This is a genomic window from Colwellia sp. BRX10-1 (genome assembly GCF_014077545.1).
Lineage (GTDB): Bacteria > Pseudomonadota > Gammaproteobacteria > Enterobacterales > Alteromonadaceae > Colwellia_A.
In genome coordinates this window covers 53,398-69,989 of sequence record NZ_JACGWC010000011.1, presented here as the reverse complement: position 1 = coordinate 69,989, position 16,592 = coordinate 53,398, and the positions used below count along the sequence as shown (strand labels likewise).

At 38.2% G+C, this 16,592-nt stretch carries 15 protein-coding genes; 12 read left to right on the top strand and 3 right to left on the bottom strand.

Annotation, left to right across the window (positions count from 1 at the left end):
* Positions 1-58: 58 nt before the first annotated feature.
* Positions 59-889 carry a hydroxyacylglutathione hydrolase gene (gene gloB, locus H4J75_RS10995; RefSeq protein ID WP_310733526.1) on the bottom strand — a complete coding sequence of 277 codons (831 nt, stop codon included), beginning with the start codon at positions 887-889 and terminating at the stop codon, positions 59-61.
* Between the two features lie 71 nt (positions 890-960).
* On the opposite strand from gloB, the gene H4J75_RS10990 reads away from it, so the two are divergent.
* Positions 961-1,707, top strand: coding sequence for a class I SAM-dependent methyltransferase (locus H4J75_RS10990; protein ID WP_182222146.1), 747 nt, complete (start codon positions 961-963; stop codon positions 1,705-1,707).
* 31 nt (positions 1,708-1,738) lie between these two features.
* Positions 1,739-2,500 carry a Nif3-like dinuclear metal center hexameric protein gene (locus H4J75_RS10985; RefSeq protein WP_220465294.1) on the top strand — a complete coding sequence of 254 codons (762 nt, stop codon included), beginning with the start codon at positions 1,739-1,741 and terminating at the stop codon, positions 2,498-2,500.
* 502 nt (positions 2,501-3,002) lie between these two features.
* Here H4J75_RS10985 and H4J75_RS10980 read toward each other — a convergent pair.
* Positions 3,003-3,758, bottom strand: coding sequence for an ElyC/SanA/YdcF family protein (locus tag H4J75_RS10980; protein WP_182222145.1), 756 nt, complete (start codon positions 3,756-3,758; stop codon positions 3,003-3,005).
* Positions 3,759-3,867: 109 nt separating this feature from the next.
* Here H4J75_RS10980 and H4J75_RS10975 point away from each other — a divergent pair, with 109 nt between their 5' ends.
* Positions 3,868-4,161 (top strand): hypothetical protein, encoded by a 294-nt coding sequence (locus H4J75_RS10975; RefSeq protein ID WP_182222144.1) that lies wholly within the window; start codon positions 3,868-3,870, stop codon positions 4,159-4,161.
* Positions 4,162-4,217: 56 nt separating this feature from the next.
* Here the strand turns inward: H4J75_RS10975 and H4J75_RS10970 are convergent, their stop codons facing one another.
* Entirely contained in the window at positions 4,218-5,276 is a 1,059-nt protein-coding gene (locus tag H4J75_RS10970; RefSeq protein WP_182222143.1) for an alkene reductase, read from the bottom strand.
* Positions 5,277-5,420: 144 nt separating this feature from the next.
* Here H4J75_RS10970 and H4J75_RS10965 point away from each other — a divergent pair, with 144 nt between their 5' ends.
* From H4J75_RS10965 to H4J75_RS10925, 9 genes are all read left to right on the top strand, one after another.
* Positions 5,421-6,002, top strand: coding sequence for a TetR/AcrR family transcriptional regulator (locus tag H4J75_RS10965; protein ID WP_070376693.1), 582 nt, complete (start codon positions 5,421-5,423; stop codon positions 6,000-6,002).
* 65 nt (positions 6,003-6,067) lie between these two features.
* The gene (locus tag H4J75_RS10960; protein WP_157471051.1) at positions 6,068-7,171 is read left to right on the top strand and encodes an efflux RND transporter periplasmic adaptor subunit; all 1,104 of its coding nucleotides are present in this window, start codon (positions 6,068-6,070) and stop codon (positions 7,169-7,171) included.
* Between the two features lie 36 nt (positions 7,172-7,207).
* Complete coding sequence (locus H4J75_RS10955) at positions 7,208-10,267, top strand: efflux RND transporter permease subunit (protein WP_182222142.1); 3,060 nt, start codon at positions 7,208-7,210, stop codon at positions 10,265-10,267.
* A complete protein-coding gene (locus H4J75_RS10950) occupies positions 10,261-10,929 on the top strand; it encodes a response regulator transcription factor (RefSeq protein WP_182222141.1) in 669 nt (222 codons plus the stop codon). The genes H4J75_RS10955 and H4J75_RS10950 overlap by 7 nt, the downstream gene beginning before the upstream one ends.
* Positions 10,930-10,976: 47 nt before the next feature.
* On the top strand, positions 10,977-12,308 hold the full coding sequence (locus H4J75_RS10945; RefSeq protein WP_182222140.1) for a HAMP domain-containing sensor histidine kinase: 1,332 nt from the start codon (positions 10,977-10,979) through the stop codon (positions 12,306-12,308).
* Between the two features lie 388 nt (positions 12,309-12,696).
* Positions 12,697-13,377, top strand: a complete 681-nt coding sequence (locus H4J75_RS10940) for a TorF family putative porin (RefSeq protein WP_182222139.1) — start codon at positions 12,697-12,699, stop codon at positions 13,375-13,377.
* A 9-nt stretch (positions 13,378-13,386) separates the two neighbouring features.
* Complete coding sequence (locus tag H4J75_RS10935; RefSeq protein ID WP_182214345.1) at positions 13,387-14,121, top strand: ABC transporter substrate-binding protein; 735 nt, start codon at positions 13,387-13,389, stop codon at positions 14,119-14,121.
* Between the two features lie 153 nt (positions 14,122-14,274).
* A complete protein-coding gene (locus tag H4J75_RS10930; protein WP_182214347.1) occupies positions 14,275-15,024 on the top strand; it encodes an ABC transporter substrate-binding protein in 750 nt (249 codons plus the stop codon).
* Between the two features lie 17 nt (positions 15,025-15,041).
* Positions 15,042-16,535, top strand: coding sequence for a methyl-accepting chemotaxis protein (locus H4J75_RS10925; protein WP_182214348.1), 1,494 nt, complete (start codon positions 15,042-15,044; stop codon positions 16,533-16,535).
* The last annotated feature ends 57 nt before the right edge of the window (positions 16,536-16,592 follow it).

Below are 16,592 nucleotides of genomic sequence, written 5' to 3'. Positions count from 1 at the left end.
CACTTATTTAGCCTGCTTATTCAAGCGTGGCTAATACATTAGTCAAAGTGTTCTCGGCTTAGAATTCATTCTTCCACTGCCTAATAACGGTGAAAGTTGCTAAGGTATTTATTGAGTTTTTACCACTATAATCAACAGCGCTTTCGATGATTTCTTGTTGTTGGCAACGTAAAAACGGATTGATTTTTTTCTCAAGTAAAATAGAACTAGGGATGGTGGGAATATTTTTTGCTCGTCGTTCTACTACTTGATTGTAATAGTGAACGAGTTCAGCGTTATTTGGCTCAACCGCTAAAGCAAACTTTAAATTGGCTAAAGTGTATTCGTGCGCGCAGTAAACATGTGTTCGATCGGGTAAGTCGGTTAAACGGGTTAAAGCGCTCAACATCTGTTTTGGTGACCCTTCAAATATCCGCCCACAGCCGCCTGAGAATAAAGTATCACCACAAAAAACAGCATCACCAGTGTAATAACCGATATGATCTAAGGTGTGCCCAGCGAGATCAATGACTTCAAAAGAAGTTTCAAGCGCAGGAATTTCGATTATTTGCTTAGCGACTACCCGTACATCAACATTGGTTATCTTTTCATTTTCAGGCGCGTAAACAGTAAGTGGCCAGTTCTTATTTTTACAGTAGCTCTTTAACTCAGCAACACCACCGGTATGATCAGCATGATGATGGGTGATTAAAATAGCGCATAGCTGTAAATTATTTTCCTCTAAATAAGTAATGCAAGGTTTAGCATCTCCGGGATCGACCAGAGCAACGGGTTTTAGCGTTTTATTATCGGTCACGTTTACTTCATGAGAGGTTATTGCCCAAAAATAATTGTCGGTAAAAGCGGGGATTGCCGTAATCAAAATTGGCTTTAGTGTTTGACTTTGCACGTTAAATCGTCCTCAATGAAGGTAAAGTAAGTAGTATACCCGTAAACGAACTAAAAAGGCGTATCTAACTGATGAAACCTGCTTTGGGCTATCGACAACCCCATTACCCAAAATCTTGGCAAGCTTTACCAAACGGCGAGGTCATTGTTAAAGAAATTGAACAAGTGTTAGCGCCGTGGTGGCCAAAATTTTTTGGTTATCATCTATTAAAAATTGGTGCACTCAGTGGTCATATTGACAGCTCAGGCTGTACAATTAAACATCAAATAAATTTAGTCGAGCGAAAACAAACCGGCGATATTATTGCTGATGTAGATGATTTACCCTTTTTAGAACATAGCATTGATGTTTGTTTACTTAGTCACGCCTTAGAATTTTCACTTGACCCTCACCATGTAGTGCGAGAAGCAAACCGAGTATTGATCCCTAATGGTTACTTAGTTATTACTGGTTTTAACCCTTTTAGTTTAGCGGGACTTAATAAATTTATTCCTTATCGTAAACATAACACTCCGTGGAACGAACGTTTTTTTTCGGCAATGCGAGTGAAAGATTGGCTGCATTTAATGGGCTATGAAATATTAGTTGATGAAAAAGTTATTTATTCTTCTTTATCGGGACGTTTAAGCCAAGGTAAAATTGTTCAACTTTGGCAAAAAATTGCCAGTGACTTCTTACCTAACTTAGGGTCTATCTATGTCTTAGTGGCCAAAAAACGTGTCCACCCGTTAACACCTATTAAGCCTAAATGGGCGATAAGGCCGAAGTTTAAACAGGTAGAAGTGCCTAGTATGAATTCATCACATAAAATTAACTAACTTTTAAGTTCCTAACAAAGAGAATACAGTAATGATCCATCGTAATGATTTAGAGCAGCACCTAAATGCCTTGCTAAAGCCTGAACAAATTAAAGACTTTTGTCCTAATGGTTTACAAGTTCAGGGTAGTGATCAAATCCATAAAATTGTCACGGGCGTAACCGCAACACAAGCGTTAATTGCCAGAGCTATTGATGAAAAAGCAGATGCTTTAGTGGTACACCATGGTTTTTTTTGGAAAAATGAATCTTATGTTATTCGTGGCATGAAATATCAACGAATTAAGGCGCTGCTTGATCACAATATAAGTTTATTTGCCTACCATTTGCCGCTTGATATTCATCCGGTATTAGGAAATAACGCTCAGCTTGCTCAATTATTTGAAATAAATAATGTCCAACCTCTAGAAGTTGGCAATCCTTTAAGTGTCGCTGTACGTGGTGAGTTCTCACATCATATTTCAGGTGATGAACTGAGTACACGTATCTCCCAGCAACTATCGAGAAATTGCTTGCATATTACACCACCGTCTAATAAAAAAATAAAAACAGTTGCTTGGTGCAGTGGTGGCGGACAAAATTATATCGAGCTTGCTGCAGAGCAGGGCATTGACGCATTTATTAGTGGCGAAATTTCAGAGCAAACGACCCATGTTGCAACAGAAATGGATATTCATTTTTTTGCTGCTGGCCATCATGCAACCGAGCGTTATGGCGCTAAAGCGTTGGCAAAACATCTTGAAAAAGAATTATCAATACCGACAGTTTTTATTGATATTGATAACCCTGCGTAGAGAATATACCCAGCCGTAATGATTAAACCCTACGTCATCCAGAATGCACCCCATTCGACATATGAACCCCCGAACGTCATATGACTCTCCATCCGTCATATGACCCCCCTTCCGTCATCCTGAATTTATTTCAGTATCAGTATGGCGGCGGAGAATACAAAGACCAGATACTGAAACGAGTTCAGCATGACGGGCGAAGAACATAAAGCCCAGATACTGAATGCACCTCAAGCGTCATATGAGCCCCCATCCGTCATCCTGAATTTATTTCAGGATCTCGTATTTCATAGCACAAAGAGCAGATACAGAAACCGTCATGCTGAATTTATTTCAGGATCTCGTATTTCATGGCACAAAGAGCAGATACAGAAACCGTCATGCTGAATTTATTTCAGGATCTCGTATTTGATAGCACAAAGACCAGATACTGAAACGAGTTCAGTATGACGGCGAGAATACAAAGCCCAAATACTGAAACCGTCATGCGTAATATAAGCCGCTACTAGCTCTTTAACCACTGAACCACGCGGCCTATGCTCTCATACCAGGCATGAGTTGTTTGTTCTAAATTTTTTGGCTTAGGGATATAATCTTGCCAATATTTTTCGTCATTCATTCCTTTGGTCCATTTACCTGCGGGGGCGGCGATGGGGTTAATACCTTCTAGTTGGAAGTACTTAATTGCACGCGGCATGTGGTCAGAATTAGTTACTAAGACAACGTTTTTTCCACTGACCCTTGGCGCCATTAATTGTGCTTCTTCTTCGGTATCTTGCGCAAATCCCTCAACAATTATTTTTCTCTCAGCAACACCCAACAGCATCGCGGCTTGCTTAACCTTCTCGGCATTACTTGTTTCGTCATTGCCGGCATAACCTGAGGTAATTAAGTGCGCTTCAGGGTGAATACGCAGGATACGCATCGCTTCAACGAGTCGTTGCAACGAACAAACACCTAATTCGCTAGTCGCTGGTAATTGAGCATCTGTGGTGTGCTTGCAGCCTAAAATGATAATATAATCAACAGGTTTACTTGAACGTGTGAACGCGGAGTATTGGCTTTCTAGCGGCGCCATAACTAGATTAGCAACCGGACCTAATGAACCTAGCGTTAATAATAAGGTCGCCAAGATTAAGCAGCTATAACTGAATCTCTTTTTATATTGATAAAAAATAATAGCTAATACCAATAATAGTATGACGATACTTAACGGCATGATCAGCGCGCTAATAATTTTTTTAAGTAAAAATAGATCCATAGTAATTAATCTTAGCTCGTTGTATATTTGAAAAATTATTCGAGATTATAATCATCATTGATGGATATACCAAGTGAAGTCATTGATTGATCACCTAGTGAGAGTTTACATGTCATATTGTTATGAGGTTGCCGTATTTTCTGTTAGTAAAGAAAATCAACAAAGAGTGATTGAATTAAGTCAGTTATTGTTTGAAGAAATGAACAAGGAAAGAGCCGTCTTAATATCACATCGTATATTAAGTAAGACCGATAATGATGAAGAAATTTGTTGGCAATTAGTTTGGTTAGATGAAGCAGCGGTTGAAGAAAATGCTAAAAAGTGGGCTACTTTTCCTAGCAGTGCAGAGCTAGAGTCACTGGTTGGAGCACGGCTTTATTACGGACATTTTTTAGCGATTTAAATTTAGGGTAAGCGACTAAAAAAAGCGAAGCAAGTTATGCTTCGCTTAGCTATTCTTTAAATTAAGCTTGTTAACATTTCGGCATTATATTCAACCAAATCTTCACCCACTCGCACTTTAGCGACGTAATCAGCATTAGCAATAAAAGGTCGTCCGATTGCGACTAAGTCAAACTTATTATCGGCAATGGCATTACTGGCAGTATCTGGAGTATAACTGCCTACACCCACTAATGTTTTAGTGTAGTTGGCGCGGATATAACTTGATGCTTGGCCATCTAAATAATCAAAGACCATAGAATCATCAAAAATACCTAAGTGTAAAAATGCCAGATCACGCTGTTCAAGTTCAGTCAGTAAGTGATCAAATACTTGGCGGTCTCTTGCATCCCCAGACATGAAGAAATAGGCACCTGGGCTTATTCTTAATGCCGTTCTATCTTTACCAATGCTGGCAATAACCGCATCAACAACCGCTAACGGAAAACGTGTCATGTTTTCTGGTGTTTCGCCGTATTCATCGGTGCGACGGTTGCTGTCGTAATGAAGGAACTGGTCAATTAAATAGCCGTTAGCACCATGAATCTCGACACCGTCAAAACCTGCTTCGATAGCATTTTTTGCCGCTTGAGCAAAGTCTGCTATTAACTGCTCAATCTCTTGATGAGTAACAGCTCTTGGCACTTGATAGTTTAAATCACGCATTCTCGGTACTGTGCCTTCAACACCTACTGCCGATGGCGCTAAAACGTCACTAGAGCCATTATTATTGTGCTCAAAGAAGTGAGGATGAGCAACTCGGCCGGTGTGCCAAAGTTGAGCAAATATTTTACCGCCCTTATCGTGAACTGTCTTGGTGACAAATTTCCAAGCATTGACTTGTTCTTGGGTAAATAAGCCCGGTGTATTTGGATTACCTTGACCATCAGGACGGATTATCGTTGCTTCAGAAATGATTAAACCGGCTTCTGCTCTGCGGCCATAATATTCGGCCATTGCTACCGTAGGCACTAAGTTATCATCGGCCATACAGCGGGTTAATGGCGCCATTAATATACGGTTATTTAAAGTGATGGTGTCATTTAGTGCATAAGGTTGGAATAAATTATCAGTCATTAATTATCTCTATTAATTGATTTCTTTCTTGAATATTCGTTCAAGATAACGTTATTTGAACAATCATTCAAGTATTATTTTTGAATGATTGTTCAAAATTAAGTATCATGTCGTTATCTAGTAGATAAATGAAAAGTGGTGATCATGAGAAATGCTGAGTTCGACCGAGAAAAAGTGCTAAGAGCAGCGATGAGCTTATTTATGGAAAAAGGCTATAGCAAGACAAGTATGCCTGATTTAAAAAAAGTGACAGGTTTACATCCAGGTTCAATTTATTGTGCATTTGAGAATAAACGCGGTTTACTGTTAGCCGCTATCGCCCAGTATAAAGCTGACCGTAATGCCGAATTTTCACAGTTTTTTTTAAGTGACGAAACCATTCTTGCACAATTAAAAAAATATTTAGACCATATGGTCAATGAATGTGTCAGCGGTGATCCCGCGAAAGGCTGCTTATTTATTAAAACCCTTTACGAGTCAACAGAAGAAGATCAAGAAGTACAAGCCGTTATTGCCGACAATGTTTTACAATGGCAACAAGCGCTAGCTGATAAGTTTTTGCAAGCACAAGCAGCGAAAGAATTATCATTAAATAAAAAGAGTGAACACTTAGCGCAATTTTTAATCATGGGGATTTATGGTTTACGCACTTTTGCTCAATCAAATCCAGATCCAGAGACATTAAAAGCGTTAGCAGAGCAATTATTTAACAGTATTGATAATTAACCGGTCGTTAACTGTAAAGCCGCTATAATAGCCTTATTATTGCAGTTTTTTTCATGGAGTTTTGTATGCGTTTATTTTTATTAGCTTTTTCTATTATCACGGTACTCTCAGGGTGTGGTAAAGAAGAGCAGCCTTTTGAAGAAGTTATTCGTCCTATTGCATGGCAAGAAGTTCAGCAAACCTCATTTGACCAAGTGCGTCGTTTGTCTGGCACTATTTACCCGGTTGAAGAAGCTAATTTAAGTTTTGAGGTTGGTGGAAAAATACAATGGATAAAAGTAAAACTCGGTGATGAAGTTAAGCGAGGCGATGCCCTAGCGCGTTTAGACCAACGAAACTTTAATTTGAGTCGTCAATCAGCACAAGCAAACCTACAAAAAAGCTATGCCGCACTATCTGAAACTGAAAATGAATATAAACGTTACGCCGAGTTATCAGCCAAAGGTTTAGTGTCAAAGTCTGGCTTTGATAATGCCAAAGCAGCTTTTGAGTCAGCAAGCAGTGCCGTAAACATTGCTAAAACTCAACTTGATATCGCCAATAAAGATTTAAGTGATTCAATATTAACGGCCCCTTACAATGGTAAAATAACGAAACGTCTTAGCGAACCTTCTATGCAAATTTCTCCGGGCCAAGCCATTTTTCAAATTGAAGGTGACGATGGTTTAGAGGTGCAAGTCATGGTCCCCGAAACGATGATCAGAGATTTATCTAAAGGAAGCGAAATTGATATTCATTATCCCGCGTTTCCCGGCTTAAACAGTAAAGGCACAATCGCAGAAATTAGTTCGCGCGCCGCTACAGCTAATGCATTTCCGGTGACTATTCTTATTAATTCTGAAACAAAAAATTTGCGAGCAGGCATGACAGCCGAAGTTGACTTTACCTTTCAAGGTATTGGACGAACGGGTTATCAAGGTAAAGCTTTTCGTCTCCCTATTGCAGCACTGGCAGCAGATGAAGGACAAAAGTCGTATGTATTTGTTTATAACGTTGAACAACAAATTTTACAAAAACGTATGGTGCAAACAGAAAGTATTTTAAACAATGAAGTCTTGGTTTCTGCTGGCTTATCGTCAGGAGAAATTATTGCGATTGCCGGTGTCTCGTTTTTACGTGATGGCCAGTCGGTTCGGTTGCTTGATAAGCATGTAAAGCGTTTTAATTAATCACGTTCCCGTATAACTTGAAATTTAGAGACTTTTATGAATTTAACTAAAATTGCTTTTACCTACCGAAAGTCCATTTTAATGGTACTTGCCTTATTATTGATCAACGGTGTTTTTGCTTATTTAACCTTACCAGCACAAGAAAACCCAACAATAACTATACGTAAAGCCATTGTTACCACTTCATACCCAGGCATGGCCCCCGAACGTGTTGAACAATTAATCACGCGTGCCATTGAAAAAGAAATTAGAAAAATTCCTGAAGTTGAAAAACTTACATCGACCTCAATGACGGGACAATCGGTCATTCATGTTGAAATTTACGATCGCTATTTTAATTTAGATAATATTTGGCAAGACTTACGTAATAAAGTTAAACAAGCGCAATTGAATTTGCCAGAAGGGACTAGTCCTCCTTTTGTTAATGACTCATTTGGTGACGTATCTGTTGTCACTTTAGCCTTAACCGCTGACGGTTTTGACTTAGGTGAAATGTATGATATTTCTAAACATATTCGTGACAATTTATACAGTGTTGCCGGTACTAAAAAGGTTGATATTATCGGCGTTCAAGCTGAGCGAATATACCTTGAAGTAAAAACAGCTAAACTCGCTCAATTGGGTATTTCACCGCGTAGCATTATTAGTGAACTACAAAATCAAAATATTATTAGTCCAGGTGGACAAATCGATACGGGTTTACGTTCCATCGTGGTTGAGCCAACGGGTAATTTTTCTTCACTGGAAGAAATAGGTAATACTCATATTAGGATCACCGGGACTGACGATACCATCGCGTTAAAAGATATTGTTAGCCTGCGCCGAGGCTTTATTGATCCGCCAGATAAACCTGCCTACTTTAATGGCGAGCCCGCTATTATGTTTGGGGTTTCCATGCTGCAAAAATATAACTTATTGGAATATGCGCCAAGAGTTAAAAATATGGTCACCAATATTGAAAATACTTTACCGATTGGTTACAAAATCAATATTGCAACTTATCAAGCGGATCAAGTACAGAAATCTATTGAAGGGGTCTCAATCAATGTAATACAAACACTGGTGATTGTATTATTGGTTGTTATTTACTTTTTAGGTTTACGTACCGGTTTAATTGTTGGCTCAATTGTACCTTTTGTGATGCTAACCACATTAGCTATTATGAAGTTCTCTGGTATGACGTTAGAGAAAATGAGCTTAGCAACACTTATCATTGCCTTGGGTTTATTGGTTGATAATGGCATTGTTATCGCTGAAGACTTTAAACGAAGAATTGAACAAGGTATAGACCGCTTTGATGCCATGTGCCAGGGCGGTAAAGAACTTGCCATGCCATTACTCAGTTCATCGGTAACCACGATTTTATTTTTCTTACCCTTAATGCTTGCCGAGCATGTGGCGGGTGAATTCACCCGCTCAGTTTCCCTGGTTATACTGATAACGTTGATGACCAGTTGGGTTTTAGCTTTATGTGTTACTCCAACGCTTTGTTATTTCTTTATCAAAGCTGAAAATAAGGGGTCGGCAACAACAGATAAACCCACTGAAAATTCAACGAAATTCTATCAAATATATGAAAAATTTCTTCATTGGGTTTTAGCACATAAAGCCATTTTTATGACCTTGATGGTCGTCACCTTAATCGTATCTTTAAGTGGCTTTGGCTTACTAAAAAAACAATTCTTTCCTGACTCTGACCGAACTCAGGTGATGATGTACATTGACCTACCTAATGGGACTTCGGCAAGAGAAACTAATCGTCAAATGCAAGAGGTGTTTACTTGGTTAGATGATAAGACGAGTTTTCCTGAGATCAGTAACTATTCGGGGTATTCTGGTTTTAACGGACCGCGTTTTGTATTAACACTTAATCCAGAAGATCCCGCTAATAATAAAGGGTTTGTCGTCATTAATGTTAAAGATGAGACAAAAATTAATACTTTTGTTAATAAATTACATAACGGTATTATTGAAAACTTCCCCAATGTGTCTGGACGCGTTAAGCGGATGTTTGCGGGCCCTTCAGATTCAAGCACAATAAGTATTCAAGTAAAAGGTCCTGATAAAGACATTTTATATGAAAAAGCTAAAGAAATCATGAGCGTTTTACAAGCGGTCCCTCATACTAAAAATGTGCGTACCGATTGGGAAAATCGTATTGTTAAGATGCAAGTTAAAATTGATCAACATCGTGCCCGTCGAGCCGGTGTTACCTCTTCTGACGTAGCTACCGCCTTACAAGGCTACTTTAGCGGCGCTAATGTTACTGAATATCGTGATGGCGATGATATTATTCCCGTGGTGTTTCGCGCAGAAGAAGAAGAGCGTTTTAATCTAGATAGGCTGCGTACCGTTTCAATATTTTCTAATCAAACTGGATCATCAGTGCCCTTATTTCAAGTGGCAGACTTTATTCCAGTTAATCAGTATGCAAAAATTCAACGTGAGAACATGTTTACCACTATCACGATTGAAGCCAGTAATACCCAAATGACAGCGGAAGATCTAAAGGGGGTTATTGACGGCGATATTCAAGCATTAAAAAAAGATTTACCCGTTAACCATTTAATTGAATACGACGGTGTTATTGTCCAGTCTAAAGAAGCGCAACAAGCTCTTGGGGCTAGTATGCCGATGGTTATTGGTTTGGTGCTAATTTTATTGGTTATGCAATTTAATTCATTCCGCCGAGCGTCAATTATTGTGCTGACTATTCCCTTATCACTGATAGGGACGGTTGTTGGTTTATTAGTCATGAATGCGCCTTTTGGATTTATGGTCACCTTAGGTATTTATAGTTTGGCAGGTATTATTATTAATAATGCGATTGTCTTAATTGACCGAATTGAAATTGAACGAGCCACAGGGCAAAGTGACTATCAAGCCATTGTTAATTCGTGTTTAACACGGTTACGCCCAATAACGATGACAACCGTTACCACTATTATGGGGTTATTACCGTTATTGATAGACCCAATGTCAATGTTTTATGGTATGGCAACCGTATTAGCATTCGGCTTAGGCGTTGGCACAATTTTAACCTTAGCGGTTGTACCTGTTTTATATGCCAGTTTCTTTAAGATCAGTCGATGCTAGTTCATGTACTGTTAGTTGAAGATGATCTTGATTTAGCGACAACAATTATTGATTATCTTGAATTAGAAGGCATAACCTGTGATCACGCAGCTAACGGTATTGCTGGCTTAGCATTACTCAGTAATCACCACTTTGATGTGATGATCCTCGATGTGAATATGCCGCGCATGGACGGTTTAACCGTCTGCAAAAAAATGCGCGAGCAAGGAAATAGTACAGCGATTTTGATGTTGACCGCTCGAGATACCTTAGATGATAAACTGGCTGGCTTTGCGGCAGGATCAGATGATTACTTGGTTAAACCGTTTGAAATGCAAGAGCTGATTGCCCGTATTCAGGTGTTAGCAAATCGCCGCAGTGGTCAAACAAACCGATTATCACTGTTCGGTCTTGACGCTGATTTTGGCGCTAAAACATTAAAACGGCAACAACGTACGTTACAATTGTCACCAACAGGTTGGAAAATCCTTGAAGTATTGATGCGAAAATCACCTGAGGTTGTTTCAAAAAGACAACTGTTACAAGCTGTTTGGGGTAATGAACAACCAGACAGTGATAGTTTGAAAGTCCATTTGTTTAAATTGAGACAACAAGTCGATACCATCAATGAAAGTAAGCTTATTCATACGGTGGCGGGACAAGGTTTTGTTTTTCGTGCATGATGAGATTAATGAACATTATAATAGCGACTTTATAGTTAATAATTGATATGAGTAAAACTAAGAAAAAACCACAAACCCTTCGTCGATACGTCTTAAAAGTACAAAGCATGATTGCCTTAATTATCGTGCTTAGTTACACCTTAGTGATTAACTTTTATTTTATTCATGGGCTTGATGAAGCTAACTTTCAGGATCTTCATTTAGAAAGTAATGATTTTGCACGTCAATATCAAAAAAACATCGATCATCCATTGCCTAATAACATTCACTTCCAAGGTTTCTTAGATTGGAAAAGTCTTCCCGTCGAAATACGAGAGCATTTTGCTGCCTTTGAAAATGTAAAAAAAATGGCGATGGATAACATTAGACTTTTCAGTGAAGACACTTTTATTTCATGGCCAGAGCAGGCTATATTTGTTATTGCACAGCCCTTATTTGATGGTAAAATTTTTTATTTAGTACGAAAAATAAATATTAAACAATATGATGCCTTAAGCCAAATGGGTATCAGTAAAATGTTCCAGCTAACGTGGCCAATCGCATTGATTTTTTTATTAGTGATGCATTTTTCTGTCCAGTTATTGCTTAAACGAACGTTAACACCCTTTTACCGTATTGGTGATTGGGTTGAAAGTTTAACCCTTGAAAATGTTGAGCAAGACACACCAAACTTTGAATTCTATGAATTAACAGCGATTGCAGTTCAACAACAAAAAGCGCTATTAAGGCTCAGTGCTATGCTTGGTAAAGAACAAGATTTTTTACGCCATGCAAGTCATGAATTACGAACCCCAATAGCGGTTGTTAAAAGTAACAGTGAATTATTAACCCGAATATTCTCTAGCGAAAATAATAAAGACAAAGGTGAACAGTCTTTAGCCCGAATCAGTAGGGCAGCACTCAATATGCAACACACCACAGAAACACTATTATGGCTCAGCCAGGAACACTCTATAGAACAAAGCAATCAACAAACATTGGCTTTAGTCGAAATAGACTTAAACTTGATGATTAACAACTTGGTTGAAGATAACGCGTACTTGTTACAAAGTAAAAAAGTTAAAATAACACTTAAATTGACGCCTACTCATATTAAGGTACTTGAAACACCTTGTCGCTTGATCCTCAACAACTTAATTCGCAATGCATTTCAATATACAGCGGAAGGCGAAGTTATTATTCAATGTAGCCAAGGCCTAGTTATCGTTGAAAATATTAATATAAGTGAAGGTGACTTTGATCACAGTGGTGCTGATTACGGCTATGGTTTAGGTTTAAGGTTAGTTGATAAAATCGTCAATAAAATGCATTGGTCATATCAAAATAATGATGCAAGTGGTGGCCGTAAAGCGACTGTTGATTTTCGAACCTCTATTTAACTAACTAACAAACTAACAAACTAACAAACTAACTTCATCTTTATCGAGATAGGTTAATATCTTGGCATTTTAGATAAATGGCCTCTAGGGAAAATCACACAAACTTATCACACCCTATTCATCGCGGAGTTGATGACTAGATAATAACATCGATATCGACTAACTATTATTAATGCAAACTAACATAAAGTAGCATTAATACAGCAATTACCTAATACCAATATGACTTAAATAACTCATCTGCTAACATTTATTGCCGTAATCACCATACAAGTTCTTCACCATCAATGAGTTGAGTTAGCTCATCTACTTATTAATATCAGTAAAATATTGTTATTAAGCGATCAGTGACTATAATTTTATAGATATCTTTTATAGGATTAACTTAATGAAAAAACATTTAATATTAGCAACAACCTTACTAACATTATCTTCATCTGCGCTCGCTGACTGGTCATCAACCGTTACAGTAGCAAGTGATTATCTTTTTAATGGGGTAAGTCAAACGGATGAAGGTCCTGCACTTCAAGGTAGTCTTGATTGGTCTGGTGCGGGAGGTTGGTATGCGGGTGGTTGGGCGTCAAATGTTGATTTTGGTGATGATACGAATATAGAAGCAGATGTTTATCTCGGTTATTACACAGCGGTAAATGATAACGTTAATCTTGATGTTGGCGTTGCTCAATATACTTATAACGGCGCAAGCTATAGTTCTGACGGTAACTATACTGAGATATATACTAAATGGAATTTCGGCGCTACCGATTTAAACTTTTGGTATGCTTGGGATTACTTTGGAACAGGGGCAGGTCATTACATTGTTATGTTAAATCATACCTTTACCATTAATGATGAGTTAACTTTATTAGTGGGTATTGACAGGTCGAGTAGTTTAGATGATGACAAATGGCAATGGGAGCCCGGTAGTGACAGTTATAACCACTGGCAAGTCACCAGTAACTTTAGTACCAATGGTTTTGATTTTTCATTAGGGCTGCACGGCACTGATTTAGATACTTATGGCGATACCACACTATTGCTTACCGTTGCTCGTACATTTCAGTTTTAGGAGATAGCCATGTTTAATAAAGTCATAAAAATTATATTAATTTTGTCTTTTAGCACACCCGCATTTAGCGACACCGTCCATCTAACCTCGTTAACTTGGCCGCCATATTCAGGAAAGGCTTTAAATGAGCAAGGTGCTTCAGTTGCTGTAGCTAAAGCAGCGTTTAAGGCAATGGGACATGAGTTGAAGGTTGATTTTTTCCCTTGGAGTCGTGCTGTAAAACTTGCATCGGAACCAGACTCAAAATATGCAGGTTATTTTCCTGAGTATTACTATGAGTCAAATGAGTTTTCATTTTCTAATCCGATGGGGAAGGGCCCTTTAGGGTTAATTGAAAACAAGAAAAAACCCATAGCATGGACTGCGGTTAAAGATTTAACGCAATATAAAATTGGCGTAGTTCAAGATTATGTTAATACAGCTGAAGTTGATGCATTAATTACTAGTGGCGAAATAAAAGCGCAAACCGCTACCTCTGATGAAACCAACATTCGTAAAGTTGCGGGTGGTCGAATCGATGCTGCTGTTATCGATACCAATGTTTTCAGCTACTTACTAGCAAATAGCAAAGACTTAGAAAAGGCGCAAGAACAAGTGCAAATGAATGCTAAGTTGTTGACAGAAAAGGAATTGTTCGTAGCCTTTAAAAAGAGTACCGAAGGTGAGAAATGGTTAGCTATCTATAATGAAGGTTTAAAGAAGATTGATATTACGGCAGTGATGAAAAAATATTTGAATGAATAGGACCTTATGTCAATTATACATAAAGAATAGTTTTTCAGGCTAACTCAATAGATTGCTGTATTTACGCACTTTGTTATTAATGAATATGATAACAGTTGATTAAAAGCAGATGTGCGTAATTCATTCAACTATACATTACACAAGGTTAATACGATGAAACTAGTTATTGGTTTACTTACTATTGCTATTTCACTGCCAGCATCTGCAGCGACAGTTACTATTCGTGCGGATGACTGGTTTCCGATGAATGGCGATCCAAATGGTGACAAGCAAGGCTATATGATTGATATGGCTACAGCAATTTTTACAGCAGCAGGACATACTGTTGATTATAAGGTAATGCCATGGGAAAGGGCGATAAACTCGGTTCGTGAAGGTAAGTTTGACTGCGTTGTCGGAGCGTATCCTGAAGATGCACCCGATTTTATTTTTCCTTCTTTGAATTGGGGAATGGATGGTACGGGATATTATGTTAATAATGCATCAACTTGGACATTTACCGGTTTTGATTCGCTATTAACTCAGAAAGTAGGTGTCATTAGTGGTTATGCTTATGGCGAAGAGTTTGACGCGTTAATAAAAAGTCGACCCGATGTTTTTAAAGATGTTTCAGGAACTGATGCTTTGGAAAAAAACTTTAAAAAACTCGTTAATAATCGAATTGATGTTGTCGTTGAATCGGTTTCAGTCGCGAATGCAAAGTTAAAAGAACTTGGTTTTAATGAAGCACTAAAAAGCGCAGGGACTAACGCTGAGAAAGCACCGATTTACATTGCTTGTTCACCTGCAAAGCCGACCAGTAAAATGTACATTGAATTAATCGAGAAAGGTACAGAAACACTTAGAGCATCTGGACAGCTAAAAGATATTCTAAATAAATATGGTCTACAAGACTGGCAGTAAAAAGGTATAAAAATAATATGAACGTTACTAAATCTATATCATTTAAACTTATTTTTTCAGCATTGATTATTGTCACCACACTCGTCATTTCTTTTGGTGTGTATGATTATATGGCACAAAGTAATTTACTGAAAAATAAGCAAATAAATCAACTTTCTTTGGTCGAATCTCGATTAAAACTTAATTTGCCTTCTGCTGTTTGGAATTATGAAGAAGATCAAATGAAGGGTATTTTAAACTCGGAACAACAATCAGAAGACATCGCTTTAATAGAAATAACCAATGAAGATAAAAAAACAATATCTCAATCAAAAGGAAAGAAAACAAACGAAGCGATCACTTTTAAGTTACAACATATTGAGGACGGTCAAAGTACCAGTGTTGGTAATGTTACTTTGTTTATCGATAGTTCTTCAATAGATCTCGAATTGTCATCTTTAGCTTCTCGCATCATTGTTAAAGGAGTATTGCTTGACGTATTTTTAATTTCAGCGATCTACTTTTTATTCGCTAAACTAGTGACGCAGCCTTTAAGTGAAGTTGCCAATGCTTTAGAGAATATTGCGCGTGGAGAAGGCGACCTAACGCAGCGACTACGCGTTAAACGTGAAGACGAAATAGGCCTTGTTGCAGAGTCATTCAACGTCTTTGTAGATAAAATTCAATTACTTGTTCAATCTATTCAATTGTCGGTAAAGCAGACTTCAGAGGTGTCACAAAATGTATATCAAGCTTCTGAGGCCAGTCGTGGGCATTTAGAAAATCAACAGTCTGAAACGGATCAGGTGGCTACCGCCATCACTGAAATGTCTGCGTCAGCAAAAGAAATTGCTAATAATGTTCAGTTAACTGCAGGCTCAGCAGAGCAAGCAAATCAAGATGCACGAGCAGTATCCGCTATTATTAAAGAGTCTATTGAGTCAATAAATGGCTTATCTGATCACCTTAATGAAGCCACTAAGGTAGTTGGTGCACTTGAGGATGATGTTAAAGGCATTGTTTCAGTCTTAGATGTCATTCGCGGAATTGCCGAACAAACAAACTTATTGGCGTTAAACGCTGCCATTGAAGCGGCTCGTGCTGGAGAGCAAGGGCGTGGTTTTGCTGTGGTTGCAGATGAAGTTAGGGCTTTGGCCAGTCGAACTCAAGAAAGCACTGCACAAATTCAGCAGACCATTGAACGTTTACAATCAGGTGCTAAATCAGCGGTTCATGTTATGGAAGATAGTCAGGTTAAAAGTAAGGCGTCAGTTGAAAATGCACTCAGTTCAGGTGAGTCTATTAGTAGCATTTTAAGCTCTACAGAACAAATTACTGAAATGGCAACGCAAATAGCCTCTGCGGTTGAAGAACAAAGTACTGTTGCAGAAGAGTTAAGCAGCAACGTTAATAGAATTGTTAGCGCAGGTCATAGCAGTTTAGAACAATTAAATGCGATGACAAAAAATTCTCAACTTATGCAAAGTTCTTCAGATGAGCTCAATAAATTAACGCAACAATTTAAAGCTTAACGTAAGGCATTAAATTTTTAGGTACGTATATTTACCGGTATGTGATTCTTTTACTGA

Bases quoted from the DNA above. Each gene is read 5' to 3' on its own strand.
- H4J75_RS10990 (WP_182222146.1), top strand. From the start codon at position 961: ATGAAACCTGCTTTGGGCTATCGACAACCCCATTACCCAAAATCTTGG.
- H4J75_RS10985 (WP_220465294.1), top strand. From the start codon at position 1,739: ATGATCCATCGTAATGATTTAGAGCAGCACCTAAATGCCTTGCTAAAG.
- H4J75_RS10980 (WP_182222145.1), bottom strand. From the start codon at position 3,758: ATGGATCTATTTTTACTTAAAAAAATTATTAGCGCGCTGATCATGCCG.
- H4J75_RS10975 (WP_182222144.1), top strand. From the start codon at position 3,868: ATGTCATATTGTTATGAGGTTGCCGTATTTTCTGTTAGTAAAGAAAAT.
- H4J75_RS10970 (WP_182222143.1), bottom strand. From the start codon at position 5,276: ATGACTGATAATTTATTCCAACCTTATGCACTAAATGACACCATCACT.
- H4J75_RS10965 (WP_070376693.1), top strand. From the start codon at position 5,421: ATGAGAAATGCTGAGTTCGACCGAGAAAAAGTGCTAAGAGCAGCGATG.
- H4J75_RS10960 (WP_157471051.1), top strand. From the start codon at position 6,068: ATGCGTTTATTTTTATTAGCTTTTTCTATTATCACGGTACTCTCAGGG.
- H4J75_RS10955 (WP_182222142.1), top strand. From the start codon at position 7,208: ATGAATTTAACTAAAATTGCTTTTACCTACCGAAAGTCCATTTTAATG.
- H4J75_RS10950 (WP_182222141.1), top strand. From the start codon at position 10,261: ATGCTAGTTCATGTACTGTTAGTTGAAGATGATCTTGATTTAGCGACA.
- H4J75_RS10945 (WP_182222140.1), top strand. From the start codon at position 10,977: ATGAGTAAAACTAAGAAAAAACCACAAACCCTTCGTCGATACGTCTTA.
- H4J75_RS10940 (WP_182222139.1), top strand. From the start codon at position 12,697: ATGAAAAAACATTTAATATTAGCAACAACCTTACTAACATTATCTTCA.
- H4J75_RS10935 (WP_182214345.1), top strand. From the start codon at position 13,387: ATGTTTAATAAAGTCATAAAAATTATATTAATTTTGTCTTTTAGCACA.
- H4J75_RS10930 (WP_182214347.1), top strand. From the start codon at position 14,275: ATGAAACTAGTTATTGGTTTACTTACTATTGCTATTTCACTGCCAGCA.
- H4J75_RS10925 (WP_182214348.1), top strand. From the start codon at position 15,042: ATGAACGTTACTAAATCTATATCATTTAAACTTATTTTTTCAGCATTG.